This is a genomic window from Sorangium sp. KYC3313 (assembly GCF_052075895.1).
Classification (GTDB): Bacteria; Myxococcota_A; Polyangia; order Polyangiales; family Polyangiaceae; genus Sorangium; species Sorangium cellulosum_B.
This window is the reverse complement of the sequence record NZ_CP197255.1, coordinates 880,210-898,372: the sequence shown is the minus strand read 5'-3', so window position 1 is coordinate 898,372 and position 18,163 is coordinate 880,210. Positions and strand designations below refer to the sequence as shown.

The following is an 18,163-nucleotide window of genomic DNA, read 5'->3' as shown; positions in this document are numbered from 1 at the left end:
TTTCACAGGAGGTCGAGCAGATGCTGAACTACTTCGAACCAGGCTCGGTTTCCGTGGGGCCGTCACAGGCTGCTGGCGACCCGTCCCTCATCGACCCATCGGATGCGATGGAGGTCATTCAGGGTCGCGCGATCAAGACCCCTGTCCGCCGGCTCTACTGGCTGGAGCGCTACGTCGGCGTTCCCGTCTACGCCAAGCTGGAGTCCCAGCAGCACACCGGCTCCTTCAAGTTCCGAGGCGCCTATTACGCGCTCCACCGCAACGGGACGACGCGCCCGGTCATCGCGGCCTCCGCCGGCAATCACGGCCTCGCCGTCGCGGAGGTCGCCCGCCAGCTCGGCGTCCCCGCGAACATCTGCATTCCGACCACCGCCAGCCGGCTGAAGCGGGAGCATATCGTGGCGACCGGCGCCGGGCTGATCGAGCACGGCAACTCGCTCGAAGAGGCGATCGAGCATGCGCTCAAGCTCGCCCGGTCCAAGGGCCATTACTTCATCTCGCCCTACAACAACCCCGACGTCATTGCGGGCAACGCGACGATCAGCATCGAGCTCCTCGATGAGGTGCCAGAGATCAAGTCGCTGGTCGTTCCCGTGGGCGGGGGCGGGCTCATCTCGGGCATGGCGCTCGGAGCGGCTTGCACGGGCCGCACGCTCGACGTCTTCGGTTGCGAGCCGGCCCGCTACGACTCGCTGACCCGCAGCCTGAAAGCCGGAGAGATCGTCCGGGTGGTGCACCAGCCGACGCTGGCCGACGGGCTCGCGGTCAACCTGGAGCCGAACTCGATCACCTTCGAGCTCGTCTCCAGGCATGTGCAGGGGATCGTCTGCCTGAGCGAGGAGGAGCTCGCCGCATCGACGCTGGCCATGCTGGTGCACGAGAGCCTGCTCGTGGAGCCTGCCGGCGCCGCCGCCATCGTCGCGTGCATCCGGCTCTCCCAGAAGGGGCGGCTGCGGGGGCCCGTGGGCATCCCGATCTGCGGGGGCAATCTCCACCACATCGCCCTCTCGCGCATCCAGCGCTTCCCGTACAGCGACCCTCTCCTGCTGCGGCTGCTCGATCTGCGCGGCCGGCGTGCGGTGGATTTACCCGTGGCGCGCACCCGGCTCTCGCACGACGAGACGGCGCAGGCCGACATCGCGACGCCGCAGGCCGCTCTCATCGAGCAGCTCAGGCTGTGCATCGACGACATCGGGCTGTGCAGCCGGGAGATCAGCGACTTCGAGCAATACTGCTGCTCGCAAAACCTGCTGTTCGACGAGAAGGTCGTGCATGCGCTGGCGCATGAGATCGAGACGATCGCTGCCAGCGTGCGGCAGGCGATCCAGCTCCTCGAGGAGGGCGACGCCGAGCAGGACTCCGACCGGCTCGCGATCGGGGAGTCGGCGCTCCGATGGGGGCTCAGCACCATCGCCTATGTCCGCGGCAGCCTCGAGTGGTGTTCTCCCTCGTATGATCAGTCGCGCGTGACCCAGTTCTACAACCTCGGGGCGCAGAACAACCCGACGGTGAATTACGAGCGCTACGAGAGCGCGGCGGTGCAGCGGATCGAATCGCAGCTCGTCGGCGTGCTCGGGCTGCCCCCCGAGGAGTTCGCTGTTACGGTCACGTCCTCGGGCATGGCCGCATACATGCTTATCGAGTCATTCCTGCTCCGCGAGCGGCTCGCCCCCGGCGCCACGGTGCTCCTCGCGCCCTACATCTACTTCGAGGCGTCCGAGCAGCTGACCTCCCTGCGCAGCGTCCGGTGCGTATGGGCTAAGGAGTACGAGGTCGCCTCGATGCTCGCCCTCGTCGCCGAGCACCGTCCGAGCGTCGTCTTCCTCGATTCGCTCGCGAACACCGCGACGCAGCGCATGATCGACCTGCCCGCCTTCGTGGCGGGGCTGCGGCGCCAGAAGCTCGGCCCCATGACGCTGGTCATCGACGGCACGATGATCTCGGGGGGAGTGTCTCTCGAGGTGATCCGAGGCGGCGACGGCGTCGAGGTGCTCTATTACGAGAGCTGTTCGAAGTATCTACAGCTTGGCCTCGACGCCAGCATGGCTGGCCTGGTCGCCTACCCAGTCGAGGCGCGCGCGACGTTCGAGCGGCTGCGGCGCAACTGCGGATCGATCCTCTACAAGCACGGCGCGCACCTCTTCCCGGTCTACGACCGCACCCGGTTCCATCAGCGCATGCTCCGGATATCGAACAACGCGCTGCGGGTCGCGAGCCTGCTCTCCCAGCGCAAGCAGGTGCTTGACCTCGTGGAGGTGATCTACCCCGGGCTGCCCAGCCACCCCGACCACGCCGTGGCCCAGCGCCTCCCCTACGCGGGCGGCTGCGTCACCTTCCTGTTCCGCGAGCCTGGCATGAACCATCGCGACCAGCTCGAGGCGGTCATCGAGGAGATCCTCGAGCGCGCGCGCCCGCTCGGGTTGCACCTGACCAAGGGCGTCAGCTTCGGCTTCTCGGCGCCGCGCATCTCGGCGGCGGCCAGCATGGCCGAGTCGGAGCCTCCCTTTCTGCGCCTCTATGTCGGCGACCGGGGCGCCCGGCAAGCCGATCTGCTTGCCCACGTCCTCATCGAGGTGATGGAGAGCATGAGCAATGAGTAGCGCGCGATCCGGCGAGCCGTGTCTCTGCGTTCCGTACCGCGGCACCGACGAGATGGTGCAGGGCATGGAGCGAGTTCTGGCGGGGGTGCCCCAGTTCGACCCCGTCGCCAACTGCGTCGGCCCCGCTGAGACCGCGCAGAGCCCCGAGGTCGCCCTGAAGGTGCGCCTGAGGATTCTGCTGCGGGCCTACCGCGGCGACTACCACACGGACTCGTTCGAGTTCGAGCGCCTCGCCGCCCAGGTGCGCTCGGGTCGAGAGGCCATCTGGTTCTGGGGCCACAAGGATGAGATCGCGCGCTTGCGCCAGTTGCTCCGGGAGCCCACCGCCGAACCGCCTGATCTGGCGCTGGGCACCGTGACGGTGCTGTCCGCCGAAGAGGAGTTCGGGCTCGGCTACGGCGAGCTCTGCCGCTCAGGCAGCGTCGATCCCACGCTCGGGGCCAAGGCGCCCATCGTGTCGAGGACGCTCAACTACCTGAACGGCCGCGAGACGTGGCTGCGAGAGCGTTATCACACCTTGATCCTGGCCCCGCGGAACCGCCCGTCGACGGCCGAGGTGCGCGGCGGCGAGGCGATCCACCGCATCCACACCCACTACGTCCGCTCGTGCTTCTGGGGCTTTGCGCCCTTCTACGTCATGCAGGGGGGCGTCATCGAGCAGACGGAGTTCCGGGAAAGCAACCGCGATCCCGAGGAGATCCTCGGCGCCCTCCGGAGCTCCGACCCATGGGTGTTCGCCGACGCGCGAGAGGGGGCGTACGCCGAGGCGATGGCCCTCCTCAACTTCGGCGTGCGCCCCCCGATCAAGATCGTCGACGCAGCGCAATCGGCCTCGACGACCCCGTCACGGCTGCTCCTTCCGCCCTCGGAGTCGCTTATCGCATCGAACCACGGCACGGTCCTGCTCTCTTCGGACGGCGCGCCGCACGCGGAGGCGCTTGCGGCGCACGTCGCGGTCGAGCGCCTGATGGAGAGCGGCGTCTGCTGCAGCGTGGTGCGGATGCGCCTCGACGATCCCACCCTGGCGCCGTTTCAGGCGTGGCTGTTCGCGCGCGGCTTCCGGCTGACGGCGGTCGTCCCGCCGAAGCGCACATGGGTCGTTCGCGACGGCCTGCGGCGGGATCTCGCGTTCCCGCCCCTCGGGCTCTGGAGTCGGCCCCGCCCCGACCTCGCCGTCGTCCAGCCGTACTACCTCGATCAGGAGGCCATGAGCCCGGACGAGGCCGTCGTGCTCGAGTACGTTCGGGATCGGTTGACCTTCACGTCGGAGCCGGGCATGCCTGCGCGGGTCCGAGCTACCAGCAGGTAGGCGACGATGGCTCTCCAAGCGCCCGCGCGACCACCTTTCCCCGCCGCTCGGCTGCCTCCGCCGGCTCCTGGCGCCGGCTTCGCGGTCGCTGTGCTCACCGCGGTGAACCTCCTCAACTACGCCGATCGGTTCATCACGAGCGCGGTGAAGGACCTGTTCAAGCGGGATCTGCATCTCTCCGATACGGAGACCAGCCTGCCCTTGTCGGCCTTCATCGTGGTCTACATGATCACGAGTCCCCTGTTCGGCTCCCTGGGCGATCGCCTGCCGCGCAAGAAAATCCTCGCAGCTGGGGCCGCCCTCTGGTCGGCCGCGACCGGGCTCGCGGGGCTTGCGACAGGCTTCTGGTCGCTCGTGATATCCCGCGCGCTCGTCGGCATCGGCGAGGCGGCGTATGTATCTCTCTGCCCCTCGCTGTTCAGCGACTTCTATCCTCCAGCGAAGCGGAACCGGATCCTGACGCTCTTCTACACGGCCGTGCCGGTCGGCCTCGCGCTCGGCTACGTGGCGGGCGGGTTGATCGGTCATCACCTGGGGTGGCGGGCGGCGTTCATGATCTGCGGATTTCCCGGTGTCTTCGCCGCAGGGCTGGTGCTGCTCATCCGGGAGCCTCCGCGGGGGATCTACGACAACAGCCGCCCGGTCTCGCCGCCGAGCTGGCTCGAGGTCCTCCGCTCGCTCGTAAAGAACCGCGAATACGTGCTGGCCGTGGCGGGCTATACCGCCGTGACCTTCGCAGGCGGTGCCATGGGCGACTGGCTGCCGACCTACCTGTCGCGCTCGCGCGGCATGAACATCGGCGAGGCGGGGAGCGCCATGGGAATCACGATGATCGTCGGGGGCCTCGGGGGGACCCTGCTCGGGGGCTTCGGCGCCGACCTGCTCGGGCGCTTCACCCGGCGGCCTTACCTCGCGCTGAGCGCGCTCTCGACGGTCGCTGCGGCCCTCTTCGCGATGCTGACGATCGTGCTGGAGAACCGGCTCGCCATTCTGACGTGCATGTTCTTCGCGCAGCTCTTCATGTGGTTCTACAACGCGCCGATCAACGCCGTGCTCATCAACCTCGTGGACGGCCACTCTCGTGCGCGTGCCTTCGCGCTCGCAGTCCTCGTGACACACATGCTCGGAGACGCGCTCAGCCCGCCGATCGCGGGGTACATCGCGGATCTCACGGGAAGCGTCGGCCTGGCGCTCACGCTGACTCCCGTGGGGCTCCTGGTCGCTGCGCTCCTCTGGGCCGTCGCCTGGCGCGCGCCGGAGGAGGCGCATGCGACCGTTGCTGTATCGACAGCAGCTTGAGAGCTCCGCGCTCGCGAGCGGCGCCAAGTTGAAGTACCAACATACTGCACAATCATTGCACTGCGGCATGCGCGAGCGGGCAAGATCTCCCTTCACGTGAGCTGCCCCAGCTGATACAGTTCGATACCTCTCCGAGCATTGCGCCGGCGCTCGCAGTCAGGCCCCGGCACCAACCAGGAGTGCACGATGATCCCGACATCGCAGCTCGTAAGGAACCACAGGAAGAACGCTTCTGAACGAAGCGTGCCCCGGCGGCGAGCCGCGCTGTTCGCGCGCGATGTGGAGGCCGTCGAGCGCGAGGAGCTCGCCCAGGCCGGCGCGTGCGGCGTGGCGGAGCCCGGGGTGATTCCGGTGGCAGCGCCGCGCGCGCGCTTTCGGCGGGAAGCACGAGGCGGCTTCGGCTACAGCCCCTACAATGAGAGGGCGACCCGGCTCGATGACGACGCGATGCGGGTGCTCCAGCTCATCGACGGAGAGCGAAGCATCATCAATCTGGCCGAAGCCATCGCGCCCGGCGATTCCACGGGGCCGTCGCGTGCGGAGGCAGCGCTCGCGAGCCTGATATCGGCCCACCTCGTCCGCTGGTCGAAGATCCGGCGGCCTGGTCGCGCGGTCAACATCGAGGATCACCGGCCACCTGTGCCCTCGTCGATCGAGCGGCTCAGCGCGCCTCTGGTCGTGCACTGGGAGCCGACGCTCAAGTGCAACCTCGTCTGTACGACCTGCTACAACTCGTCCGGGCCGGACGGGCCGGACGGCGTGGCTTCCGACATCGTCATCCCGCAGCTTCTGGCCTCGGGCACGTTCCTCACCACGATCCTGGGCGGCGAGCCGTTGGTCGAGCGCCAGTTCGTGGACAACGTCCTCGCGCTCGAGGCGGGCGGGATGGGCGTTGAGTTCGTCACGAACGGCTGGCTTTTGACGGAAGAGTACCTCAAGCGCATCGAGGGCACGCGCATCTGCGAGCTGATGGTGAGCGTCGACGGGCCCGAGGAGATGCATGATCGGATCCGTGGGCGGCAGAGCTCATTCCGGCGCGCCATCGAGGGGGTGCGTCGCTTCAGCGATGCAGGGTACGACGTGACGGTGTCGCTCACGGTGCTGCGCAGCAATTTGAACGATCTGGAAGCGATGATCGATCTCTGTGCCGACGCGGGGGCAAGCTACCTGAAGTTGCGCCCGATCGTGAACTCCGGTCGTGCTCAGGATGAAGTCGACCAGTCGGAGGCTGTTTCGCCGGCGGATGTCCTCGGGTATCAACCTCTTCTTCGACGCAAGCTCGAAGAATTCGGCGGCGCCCTCAGGTTCGTCCATACGGCGCCGGTCAATGTCGTCGGTGGCTGTTTCTGCCCGAACGATCCGTCGGACAAGGCCTTCCGGACATGCGGTGGCGGCCCCTGCTTCGTTGGCCGGACGCTGGCCTACGTGCGCCAGGACGGCGGCGTTGCGCCGCACGCCTTCGTCCGTGAGCATGTCGTGGGCAACATTACGAGCGAGCCGCTGAAAACTATCTGGCAAGACGATGCGCGCTGGGCGGCCGCCTGCCCCTGAGCCGGGTAGCCACGCGGCGTACCTTCGTGCGCCTCACTCGCCTGCCTGGCGGCCGAGCCCGTAGCGCACGAACCTGCCCCCCGCTGTAGATTGCCAGCGTCCCCGAATCTGGATCAGAGATCTAGAGCGGTTTTCAGCTGAGCCTGGTACGAGCGTCGCAGAGCGGCGGTCACCCGCACAGGAGACGGGCCCAGATCGGCGTTTTCGGCGCGGAAGCGCACTCCTGTGCGCTGAGCACCGAAAACGTCGAGATGGGCCCGTATCCGAAGCGGGTGACCGCCGCTCTAGATGTCGAGAGATTTTCGGCGAAGGAGCCCGTCGTTGGCCCCGTAGAGCGGGTGGTCGACGACGTGGGCCATGTAAAACAGCTCGACCCACTGCGCGTTCGCCGTCTCCCGCGGGACGAAGTGCCGCAGCCCGTAGATTGGCGAGATCTTTCGCTTCTCGTGCGTCTTGTTGAACTCGTCGATCGCCAGACGCTCCCCGTTGAACTCGCTGAACGTGAAGCCCTGGATGTCGTCGAAATAGCAGTGGACGCGCGGCAAGAGCAGCGACGGTTCGGTCGCGAGGATCTGCAGGGCGTGGGCTGTCGAGCTGTACAGGTCGAGGTCGATCGAGACGAAGCCAATCGGTGCGGGCTTTCGGGCCAGGAAGCTGGGGAGCGTATCCTTGATCAGGCCGAGGAGCAGCTCGGCCCGCGTGAGCCGGCTCTTGAGCTTCGCCTGGTCCATCGGGAAATACCCCTCTGACCACAGGTTCGGCAGATCCCGATGGTCCTCGGGAGGAGGGAGGCCAGCGCCCGTGTCAAAGCCGTAGACCTCGACCCGCAGCTTGAAATGCTCCTCCAGCCGAGCCACCAGCCGGTCGAGCGCGAGTATCCCGCGCCCTCCGGCGACGCCGAACTCCACAAGAGAGACGCTGCCAAGGCCGAGCGACCGGGCGAGGTGCGCTGCCTGGATCGCACCCCACGTGTAGCTATCTCGCAGGGCGCCGTTCTCCTCGCGCATCCAACGGCGATAGAGTCGGTTGAGGTCGGTGTAGACGAACCCGTCGTGCGGCTCCTCCTCGAGCCAGACAGTCGCCTCCTTCAACGCACGTCGAATAAAACGCTTTACATGGATCGATATCATAATGCTCGCGCTGACACCCTCGAACGTGTGGCTTCCTACTCAGGGCCGATCTGCTTCAGGAGGCGGTGTCTCTTCGTGCGCGGGCGCGCAGAGGCGTCCTTGCGCGTGCGGGTACACGCTCCCCCGGGTGCCGTCAGCCTGTGCTTCTGCCGTGGCGAAGCAGCCTGCCCGGCGTGGCGCCTGTGCACTTTCCGTCTTCGAACGTCACCTGTCCGTTGACCAGCACCCAGCGATATCCTTCAGACCTCTGGACCCGCCGCCACTCCCCGCCGGGGATGTCGTAGACGACATCCCCGCCCCACTCGGGCGTCCGGCGCAGGTTCGGGAGATCGTAGACGATGATATCGGCGGCGGCCCCTTCACGCAGGTAGCCGCGGTCACGGAAGCCCGCTGCGTGCGCGGGCAGGAAGCTGAGCTTGTAGTGCGCCTTCTCGAGGGAGATCTTGCCCGTGTCGCGCACCAGCCAGGTGAGGAAATCCGTCGAGTAGGAGCCCCCGGTAAGGAACTTGGTATGCGCGCCGCCGTCCGACACGCCCGGGAGCGTGTACGGCGACTCCATGGCCTGCGCGATGACATCGGGCGAGTTTGAATTTCCGTTGCCCGTCTGGAAAGCCGCCTTCAGCCTGGTCGCCAGACTCAGATCGAGGAGCGCCTCCACGGGGTGCTTGCCCGTCTCGCGCGCGAGGTCGCCCACCGATCGGCCCAGGTACCTGTCAAACTCCGCCCTTCCGGCCACATCCACGATGAGGAGATCGGCGATCGGGCCGCCCAGGATCGCCGTCGCCAGGCGCTTCTCGTCGCTGTCCTCGACGAGCTGCCGCCGCATCTCGGGATCCGCGATGTTCCGCATCTTGTCCTCGGCGGTCCCGAGGAGCGCTTTGTTCCACGCCGGCCCGGTATCGTAGAGGTTCCAGTCCTCCAGGGTGAACGTGTAGGGAGCACGCCCGGTGAGCGTCTGACCAAAGATACGCTCACCTCGCGTGTTGGATTTCTCGACCCAACGAATCGATTTCTGATGGATCTCTTGCCTGATATCCAGCGGAATGATGAGGTTGTGAAGGACAGGCCGCCCGCACGCGGCGGCGAGCTCCGATTCGAAATCCCAATCGGGGTTCGTCTCCCATTCGGTCCCGAAGACCTCGGGCCCGATGTCCCTGAGCGACTGGGTGATCTGGATGATGCCGTCCCCCCGCTGTCGGAGGACGTCGGCCAGCGCCAGCACCAGCCGATCCGACATGGTGTCGGTGGCCATCGGCGTGCCGTCATAATCGGCCTGGATGGAGGACTCCCCGAGGCGCTGGACCGAGAACCCGCAGGCGCCGTGGTCCATGGCCTCGTTCAACAACCTCTGCATCTCGCGCGTCTCCGCCTCGGTCGCGTCGCGCGACTTCGCCGCCTCGAGGCCCATGACCCAGATCATGAGCGGGGACACCGGCACATAGGTCTTGCAGTTCACCCCCTTCGGCATGCGTTCGAGGGAGTCGAGCCATTCCGGGAAGGTGACCCAGTCCCAGAGCATCCCCTTCTTCATCGATTCGAACGGGATCGCCTCGGTGCGCGTCATCGAGAGCATGGCGCGCTCCCGCTCCTCGGGGCGCACCGGGGCGAAGCCGAATCCGCAGTTGCCGAGGACGACGGAGGTGACTCCGTGCCAGCCCGAGATGGTACAGTAGGGGTCCCACTGGATCTGGGCGTCGTAATGGGTGTGGAGGTCGATAAAGCCCGGCGCGACGATCAGCCCGGACGCGTCGAGCACCTGGGCCGCCCGGTGCTCCGCAATGCGTCCGATCTCCGCAATGCGGCCATCCCGAATGCCGATATCGCCCAGGTAGGCAGGCACCTGGGTGCCATCAACGATCTTCCCGCCCTTGATAACGATATCGAAATCCGGCAAGGCTCCACCTTTACGCTCTGGCACGATGACAAAGGTCCGCACGTAGCTAAGCGCTTCGCCGATGTAGCACGGCGGACGGAGCGAGGTCAAGGCGGCCAGCGAGGCGCGCAGGCGCTCGACACGGGTGCAGGCGCACGCCCTCTCCACTGAAGAGGCGCATGGCCGCTTGCTGCCGACTCGAAGACCGCCTGCCCGAAGAGGCGAACCAGTGACGCTCTCCTGCGAGGGTCAGGAGAGGGTCAGGCGAGGGTCAGACCAGATCCCCCGGGCGGCTGCGCAGCAAAGCAGGGTACGTTTCACGGTCGCTTCAACGACCGCTCGCTGCTGCGTTGTCCTACATTGGCCGCATCGTGGCAGGGCCGGCGGCTTCTCCTGCCGGAAGCCGTCCAGCCGACACGACGTTTCCTGGGCGCACAGGGCACGAGGCGCCCGTTGTATCCATCCTGCGATGATGTTATGCGGACGTTGTGCCCTTTTTCAAAGAGGAGCTCCCTTCCCCATGACGATGCGAGCGGCCCCCGGTGTCGTTGCGGACGTAGACGCAGCCTCCCTCCTGGAGGCTGGAAGCGAGCATGTCTGGCTACACGCCTCACCGTGGCGGGCGCTCGCGAGCCAGGAGGAGACGCGCATCCTCGCCGAGGGGCGGGGGTGCGTGGTGAAGGACGTGGACGGCAGGGAGTACATCGACGGCCTTGCGGGCATGTGGCTCGTCAACGTTGGCCACGGTCGCAAGGAGATCGGCGAGGCGATGGCCGCCCAGGCTGCCACGCTGGCGTACGGCAGCGCGACCCAGACGACCACCGTGCCAGCGATCAAGCTGGCCAAGACCCTCGCCGAGCTCGCGCCCGGAGACCTCTCGGTGACCTTCTTTTGCAGCGGGGGCTCCGAGGCCGTTGAATCGGCCATCAAGATCGCGCGGCAGCACCACTACCTGAAGGGCATGCCGAAGCGGTTCAAGATCGTCGGCCGGCGCGGCTCCTACCACGGCGCTACGCACGGGGCCATGAGCGTCAGCGGCGTCCGTGCGCTCAGCGAGCCGTACCACAGCCCCTACATGCACGGTGCGCTGCACGTGTCGCCGCCCTACTGCTATCGGTGCGATTACCGGAGGACGTATCCGGAGTGCGGCGTGTACTGCGTCGACGCCATCGAGCAGCTCATCGAGTTCGAGAGCCCGGAGACGGTCGCTGCTGTCATTGCCGAGCCGATCTCGGCGTCAAACGGCATCGTCGTCCCTCCGCCGGAGTACCTCCCGCGGCTGCGTGAGATCTGCGATCGGCACGGCGTGCTGTTGATCCTCGACGAGGTGATCACCGGCTTCGGGCGCACCGGAAAGATGTTTGCTTCCGAGCACTGGAACGTCACCGCAGACATCATGACGGTCGCCAAGGGCTTGAGCAGCGGCTATGCGCCCATCGGGGCCGCGCTGTGCCGGCCCAAGGTGGTCGAGCCGTTCATGCACGACAAGAGGCTCTCCCACCTTCTCACCTTCGGCGGCCACGCCGTCTCCTGCGCGGCGTCCCTTGCGAACATCGAGATCCTGCGCCGCGAGGGCCTGGTCGACAACGCGGCGCACGTAGGCGCGTACCTGCTGGAGCAGCTGAAGGAGCTCAAACGTCACCCGACGGTCGGCGATGTGCGAGGGCTTGGCCTGCTGCTCGGCGTCGAGCTGCTGAAAGATCGCGAGAGCGGGGGAAAGACGCCCCTGGCGCGGGACGCCATCAAGGCGCTCAGCACGCTCCTCATAGAACGTGGGCTCTTGACCCGCGTGGGGCACATCGTCTTTCTGGCGCCTCCGCTCTGCCTCACTCGCGCGGAAGCGGACCGCATCGTGGAGATCCTCGACAGCAGCCTGACGGAGGTGGAGCACAAGTTCGGGTACCGATGAGGGGCGCGGCGAGCGCGCCCCAGGCGCGTGTCCGCAGCTGCTCGCGGTTCACGCCGGGGCGTGCGCCGGCGTCGAGCGGCGCCGCCGCGCCGCCAGCAACAAGGTCTTCGATCCCTTCAGCCGGGTTCGAAAGATGTGGTCGCTGAGCAGCGGGTGAAACGGGTGGAGCATGCCAAGGAACCGATCGAGGCTCCGGGCAGCTATGCCGCCGTCCTTTGAGCGCACCCGGTCGAGATGGTCGATCAGGCGCCCGTAGGCGATCCCGACCCGTCCGATCTCGAGATCCGCGTCGATCGACGCCTGCAGCGCATCCAGCGTGGGCTCTCCACCAGCCTCGTCGCCGCCCTCGTCGCCGGGGCGGAGCGGAAGCCCCATGAGCGCTTCCAGCAGGCCGAAGACCGTGGCGCGCGCGCGTTCGAGCAGATCGGGCCCGAGCCGCACCCACGCGTCCCCCTCCTTGCTGCCAGCCAGCCCGTAGTAGATGTACGCGCGGACCACCTCGACCCCCTCCTGGGCGCAGAGCTCGGCGAGAGAGACGGTATTCCCGCTCGACTTGGTCATCTTCGCGCCCTGCTCGTCCACGATCAGGCCGTGGACATGAACGTTCTTGTAGGCGGCCTTGTCTTCGACCTCACCGCAAACCATGTTCGAGGTCGCGATCCAATAGAGATAGACGTCATGACCCGTGACCGTCAGGTCGGCCAAGGCTGCGCGTTCAGGCCAGACACTGACCGAGCGCGGCCAAACAGAGCCACTGAAGGTGAGCTGCATCACGTCGTCGCTCTCTCGAAGGTGGGTGGCGCCGCACGCCTTGCACCGCGCGACCGGCGTGGTGCTGACGGTCGGTCGCGCGCACGACACGCAGTCCCATACGGGCATCCGCTGCCCCCACAGCGACTGGCTCGACACGAGCCAGTCGCGGATGTTCGAGAATCCCCGCGACGTCTTCAGATCGCCGCCGTCCCACCAGAGCCCACGCATCTGTCCAGGGATCTGCAGGTAGCGCCGGAGCCAGTAGCGATAACCTAGCTCCCATGTCCGCGCGTTGAGCTTCACGGCATTTTCGCCGAGCCGTTTCAGCTCGTCTTCGGCCAGCCCATGGACGCGCAGATACCACTGCGCGGTCACCCTCGGCACGACCAGCACGCCGTCGAAGCCGATGGGGTTCGCCCGTTGCACCTTGGTCGGCGCGGTCCGGATGATCTTTCCTGCCGCCTCGAGCTGCTCGGCCAGCTGGCGCCGGCACACCTCGATGTCGAGCCCTCCGCAGGCGTGAGGCCCGACCGCAATGGTCCCGTCGCTGGCATAGAGCTCCGGCACCGAGAGCATCCCTTGCTGGGCGAGCTCGTAGTCGAGCCCTGACGCGGAGGGGACGACGAGGATCGCCTCGCCGCGCCCCATGCCGCTGCGCGCGCCGACAGCGATGATCGGGACGAGCCGGTCGACCAACGGCAGGGCGATCGTCGTCCCGCGCAGACGCTCGAACGCGGGATGCTCCGGCTGGATGCCGACGGCGGTCGCGGCAAGGAGGAACTCGAGCCGGATGACGGATAGCTCGACCGGGCCGGTCGGGTGCTCCAGGCGCAGCACGTGCTTGAGCCCGTCCTCCTCGGTGCACTCGATACCGTCGCCGGGGAAGGGCATGTTCAGCGCGGGGCACCAGTTCGTCACGGCCTCGGCGCGGTAGATGACGTCGCGTTCGACCAGCTCGACAAAGGTTTCCTTGAGGACCCGGCTCCGCTCCTCGTCCATGGAGAACCACTCGTGATCCCAGTTCGCCGCGATGCTCAGCATCTTCATCTGCTGCACGATCAGCGCGCGGTACTCATTCGCGTATGTCTGGACGTAGTCCAGCATCCGCTCGCGGCCCAATGCGCGCGGCTCCAGCTTCCGCTGGCGGAGCTGCCGCTGCACGACGTTCTCCATCCGGGCGCCCCCGTGATCCGTTCCCGGTGGGAAGAAGACGTTGTAGCCTTGGAGGCGCCGGTGCCTGACCAGCGTGTCCTGCAGGATGAGGGAGAGGCCGTGGCCGAGGTGAAGCGGGCCGGTGACGTTCGGCGGCGGCATCAGCACGAAATAAGGCTCCCCGTCGCCCTCAAGGTCGAAGGCGCACGCCCCGTCCGCGATGAAGTTTTCCCTCTCTGTATCTTCTACGAGCGCGAGAAGGCTCCGATCATAAGCCATAAAGTGCAGTGCCTCGGCGCGGTTACGGGGAGCGCAGCAGATGGATCGAGACCAGAAGCAGCGTCGGAGCGCCTGCGCGCGGCGGGCGGCTCCTGGGTGCAGGCCGGTGCCCGCGGTCATGCACCGGGTCCACCCGCGAGTTGGGCGGAGCACGGAAGGCCGTCCACCGGAAGGGCGGCCCGCACGCCGCGCACGATCGCTTCCGCGCAGAGATCGGCCGCGGTCTGCCCTGCGACCAGGGGATGGACCGGCTTGTCTCCGACGGAGAGCACGATGACGATGTCGCCATCGTAGTGCGTGAAGACGGGGGAGATGACGCGGGCGAACCCGGCTCCCGCCATCCTTGCCGTCATGTCGCACTCGTTCGGGTTGAGCGCCGCGTCCGTCACGATGAGGACGAGCGTCGTGTTGCTGCCAGCGATCGGGCTCTCTTTCAGGAGCCCGCGGCGGGCGGCACGGGAAGCGTCGAGTAGCACATGCGAATCAGGCGCCGTCCGCGCTCCGGCGAGGATGCGCCCGCTCTCGGGATCCCGCACGTCACCGAAGGCGTTGACGACGGCCAGCGCGCCCATCGTGATGCCGTCCACGCGCGCCGACGTGGTGCCTACGCCGCCGGCCATGGCATGGCGCCAGTCGATGAACTTCCCCACCGTCGCGCCGGTCCCGGCGCCGACGTTGCCTTCGGCCACCTCCGTCCCGGCGCTCAGGCACGCCTGGTAGGCCATGTCCTCGGTCGGATAGATGCCCGGCTTGCCGGTGCGGAGATCGAAGATGGCGGCCGTGGGCACGAGAGGGACGACAAGATCGACCATCCGAAGCCCCAGCCCCTGCTCGCGCAGGTAGCGCTGGACACCACCGGTAGCCGAGAGGCCGAAGGCGCTCCCGCCCGTGAAGCAGATGCCGTGCACCGGCCTGGCAATACCGCGAGGGAGGAGGCTGTCGAAGCCCCGGGTGCTGGTTGCGCTCCCCAGGAATACGCCGACGCCTGTCGCGCCGCCCTCGAACAGCGCGACAGTCACGCCCGTGCGCCCTTCGATGTCCGTAAAATGGCCGACTCGTACGCCCGGTACGTCAGTGACTCTCATGGATCGAGCGCCTCAAGCGTCCTCTACGGCCAAGGCATCCCCGACGGCATCCCTGGCCTGACCGTCGACCCTGCGCCGATTGAACGTCCGGCCGGAGCGTACCCGCCTCCGCCGAGATCGACCCGCGCGAGCCACCTCCGCACCAGGATCAGAAATGCAGCACTTTGAGACCCGCGCGGTTCGGTGGCCTGGCCTCGGTCCACAGCGACTCGTCCTGCCAGATTTCCTTGAAAGAACGCTCGTAGATGTTCCCGAGGACGTGGTCGCGCAGCGTCGAGTTGGGTGTCACGCCCCCGTCGACGCGCACGTAACACTGCAGACGCCCCATGCCACACGTCCCCTTGTAGCGCGCGATAACGCCCGGATTCTCCGGGTTGTAGTCGCAGGCGCAGACGCCCAGCTGGGTCGCCGGCATCCGGTGAGCGACGCTCATGCGGCCGCGGTACTCTTCCTTCTTGCGCTTGATCACGGGCTGATAGCGCTCGATCTCTGCGAGGGTGAGGCCGCTCCCGGAGAAGATCGAGCGCGCACGGCCCTCGGCGACCATCGGGCGGAGCTTGACGCGGGCCGCGCCCCCTTCGGCGAGCGTGTCGATGAGCGGCTCGATCTCGCTGACGTTGCTGCGCTGGAGGCAGACGGTGACATTGACGTCGAACCCCGCGTCCGCCAGCAGCCGAACCCCCCGCATCGCCCGCTTGTAGGAGCCTTGCTTGCCACGAAGGCGATCGTGGGTCGCCTCCAGGCCATCAATGCTGATGACGAGCTGGAAGATGTTCGTCTCCAGCAGCCGCGCGATGTGCTTCTCATCGATGAACCAGCCGTTGGTCACGAACTCGGTGCTCATGCCGAGCCCCTCGGCCTGGTGAACGAGGTCGTAGAAGTCCGGCAGCATCATCGGCTCGCCGCCGATGAGCGTCAGCTGGAGCGCGCCCGAATCGGCGAATTGCTTGACAGCGTCCGTCCTGCGCTCGCCGCGGTCCCCGCTCGGACCGGAGGCATTGTAGCAGAAGTCGCACGATAGATTGCAGTGCAGCGTGGGCTCCCAGAGCACGTTGATCGGGGAGCTCAGGCGATCGAAGACGTCGCTCTGCCGCTCGTGCACCTCGATCTTGACCGGCCGGCCGGGACAGCGCACGGTCGACCAACGGAGGAGACCGCCCTTCACGAGCCGCTCAATGGCGTGCAGCGTGCTCTCGAGGGTCACCGAGATGCCCGGGACACGCGAGAGATTGTCGTAGATCTCCGAGATGGTTCGCGCGCCGTCGATCTGCTCGAGGAGCATGATATCGAAGGCATCCAGCCGGGTGCGCTGATCATTGAGACACTGATAGCCGTCTCCGCCGAAGAATTCACGGCGGAATCGGGAGTACGGCATCGCGACCGGCACCGTCCCCGGCTCCGCGGGCGAATGCCTCCCCAGAAGGAGCTCTTCCTCTTTTAATGCACGGGTGACGTGTCGCTCGACGAGCGCTACACCCCGCGCCTTGCCCGCGGGCGTGTCCGGATGATCTCTCATCTAGTTAGGATCCTCCCTGAGCCGTTTAGGGATGTCCGAATCCTGCCTGCGTCCGTGCCAGTGCCGTCTGAGCACTGTGTGCAGAGCCGACTCGGCTCGCGAACCGACGATAGGTGATTCGTCGCCTGGTGGGCGGAATATGCCCGCCCATCCACGAGGGATCATCGCTTCGAGGGGGCATTCCGTCGCGAGGCCAGCATGTGCCAACGCGTGCTCGGTGTCAACGGCTTTCTGAGGCGGCGATCCGCGACGTTTGCCTGTGGCATTTTACGTGTACTGGAAATCGCCGTCTCGTCACGAGGCCAAGGTCGGCTTACCGGCGGCAAGGACGGCACCGGGACGCGGAGCTGTTGGAGGGTAAAGATGACGGGGACGCCGGGCTTCGACACCCTCTCCGGGAGGCCCAAACGGATAGGAATGCATGAGCCGCCGGCGCCGCAACATCGGTGGCTCTGCTCCGTGATTCGTGGGCGCTGAACCACTATGGCGTCTCCGCCAACGCAAGGGCGCCAGCAAACGTTCCGCCGGCAAGTCGAGCATACCTGGGATCACCAGCTACAGAGGCGAACCCAGCGAGCGCGATGGAGGGTGGAGAAGATCCAGACATGCGAGGCACGCTATCCGCCTCCGCCGACCCGCATCGTTCATCCCTGGTCCGAACGACCCTTCCACGGTCCGTAGACCGAAGGTGGGAGCCCGGTGCGGGAAATTCGCACGCCGGGCTCTGTCCGCGGGTCGGCGACCCTGCTGTGGAGCGCTTCGAGCGCCTCCTCATCGAAGCGGCGCAGGTCCCGGTACCCGGTAGACGGTGTCGATGCGCGGGACAGCCCCGCCCGCGAGGCGTGAGAAGAGCGGATCGACGGCGAGCGCCTCGATGCCGAAGACGCGCTCCTCGCCGGCGAGCGCGCTGTCCATCAGCAGCCGCATCTGCGCGGCCATCGGGTACATGACCGAGCGACAAGTCTTGAACCGGAAAAATCTGCGGTGCAAGGCCGCGTCGACCCCGAGCTCCCGGACGAAGGAGCGTAACGGGACGAGCCCTGCGACGTCTGTCAGGTCCTTCTCCGTGGGCGCGACGTGGATCTTGCAAGGGGCTGGCCGCCGGATTCGTTTTTGTTGCCGCCCGTCGCCGCGCCTCTCGAACCCCGGGCTCGCGCCGACGCACCCCGCCGGTGCTCGGCGTGCCCCTTCGGTTGAACATCGCAACCCGGACGGGTTGCCATGCCGGAGCCTTCTTCCAAGGCGTTCCGTTGATGGCGTCAGATTTCTCTGGCCTCGGATCGGCATCGTGGGCGCGAAATCCACGCTGAAAGGTCGCCGAGGCGGCGGTGTGCCCGCGGCCAGGCGAGCGGGGTACCGGCGCTGCCGGGCGCTGGGACTGAGACACGCGCCGCAGGGCCTGCCCCACGCGCCTCACGAAGGGCTTGACATGGGCAATCATTCTAATGCTTACTACAATCCAGCTGCCCTTGGATCACAGTCTCCCGGCTCCAGGGACCGCCGTTGAATCGAAATGCGCCGGGAAGCGTTCGGTACCAGAGAGACTTGACTTCTCGGAGAACGTTTGGTTCTCATAGCCGTTCACGCGGGCCGTCTAGCGGGTGCATTTCGCAATCGTTTCCGGCGTATTCGAGTCCGATTTCCTTTCGCTCTCCTCTCGCTGCGTCGCCTGCACCCCAAGCGCCCTGATCCACTCGCCACCCCAGC

At 66.9% G+C, this 18,163-nt stretch carries 10 protein-coding genes and 1 pseudogene; 5 read left to right on the top strand and 6 right to left on the bottom strand.

Annotated features, from left to right (window positions below):
- The first annotated feature begins 20 nt into the window (after positions 1 to 20).
- From ACSRUE_RS03525 to ACSRUE_RS03510, 4 genes are all read left to right on the top strand, one after another.
- Positions 21 to 2,600 (top strand): pyridoxal-phosphate dependent enzyme, encoded by a 2,580-nt coding sequence (locus ACSRUE_RS03525; protein ID WP_441289774.1) that lies wholly within the window; start codon positions 21 to 23, stop codon positions 2,598 to 2,600.
- Positions 2,593 to 3,909, top strand: coding sequence for a hypothetical protein (locus tag ACSRUE_RS03520; protein WP_441289773.1), 1,317 nt, complete (start codon positions 2,593 to 2,595; stop codon positions 3,907 to 3,909). The genes ACSRUE_RS03525 and ACSRUE_RS03520 overlap by 8 nt, the downstream gene beginning before the upstream one ends.
- A gap of 6 nt (positions 3,910 to 3,915) precedes the next feature.
- The gene (locus ACSRUE_RS03515; RefSeq protein WP_441289772.1) at positions 3,916 to 5,208 is read left to right on the top strand and encodes a spinster family MFS transporter; all 1,293 of its coding nucleotides are present in this window, start codon (positions 3,916 to 3,918) and stop codon (positions 5,206 to 5,208) included.
- A gap of 186 nt (positions 5,209 to 5,394) precedes the next feature.
- On the top strand, positions 5,395 to 6,759 hold the full coding sequence (locus tag ACSRUE_RS03510) for a radical SAM protein (protein ID WP_441289771.1): 1,365 nt from the start codon (positions 5,395 to 5,397) through the stop codon (positions 6,757 to 6,759).
- Between the two features lie 284 nt (positions 6,760 to 7,043).
- On the opposite strand, the gene ACSRUE_RS03505 is transcribed toward ACSRUE_RS03510, so the two are convergent.
- Together ACSRUE_RS03505 and ACSRUE_RS03500 are read right to left on the bottom strand one after the other, a co-directional pair.
- Complete coding sequence (locus ACSRUE_RS03505) at positions 7,044 to 7,850, bottom strand: hypothetical protein (RefSeq protein WP_437762648.1); 807 nt, start codon at positions 7,848 to 7,850, stop codon at positions 7,044 to 7,046.
- Positions 7,851 to 8,022: 172 nt separating this feature from the next.
- Positions 8,023 to 9,873 (bottom strand): N-acyl-D-amino-acid deacylase family protein, encoded by a 1,851-nt coding sequence (locus ACSRUE_RS03500; protein ID WP_441289770.1) that lies wholly within the window; start codon positions 9,871 to 9,873, stop codon positions 8,023 to 8,025.
- A 409-nt stretch (positions 9,874 to 10,282) separates the two neighbouring features.
- Between ACSRUE_RS03500 and ACSRUE_RS03495 the strand changes: the two genes are divergently transcribed.
- Entirely contained in the window at positions 10,283 to 11,671 is a 1,389-nt protein-coding gene (locus ACSRUE_RS03495) for an aminotransferase family protein (RefSeq protein ID WP_441289769.1), read from the top strand.
- A gap of 48 nt (positions 11,672 to 11,719) precedes the next feature.
- Here the strand turns inward: ACSRUE_RS03495 and ACSRUE_RS03490 are convergent, their stop codons facing one another.
- From ACSRUE_RS03490 to ACSRUE_RS03475, 4 genes and pseudogenes are all read right to left on the bottom strand, one after another.
- Positions 11,720 to 13,855, bottom strand: a complete 2,136-nt coding sequence (locus ACSRUE_RS03490; protein WP_441289768.1) for a class I tRNA ligase family protein — start codon at positions 13,853 to 13,855, stop codon at positions 11,720 to 11,722.
- A 116-nt stretch (positions 13,856 to 13,971) separates the two neighbouring features.
- Positions 13,972 to 14,874 carry a P1 family peptidase gene (locus ACSRUE_RS03485; protein ID WP_441289767.1) on the bottom strand — a complete coding sequence of 301 codons (903 nt, stop codon included), beginning with the start codon at positions 14,872 to 14,874 and terminating at the stop codon, positions 13,972 to 13,974.
- Between the two features lie 214 nt (positions 14,875 to 15,088).
- Entirely contained in the window at positions 15,089 to 16,456 is a 1,368-nt protein-coding gene (locus ACSRUE_RS03480; protein WP_437762643.1) for a radical SAM/SPASM domain-containing protein, read from the bottom strand.
- Between the two features lie 734 nt (positions 16,457 to 17,190).
- Positions 17,191 to 17,657 (bottom strand): annotated as a pseudogene (locus ACSRUE_RS03475) (IS1380 family transposase); the annotation flags it as partial.
- Positions 17,658 to 18,163: the final 506 nt, after the last annotated feature.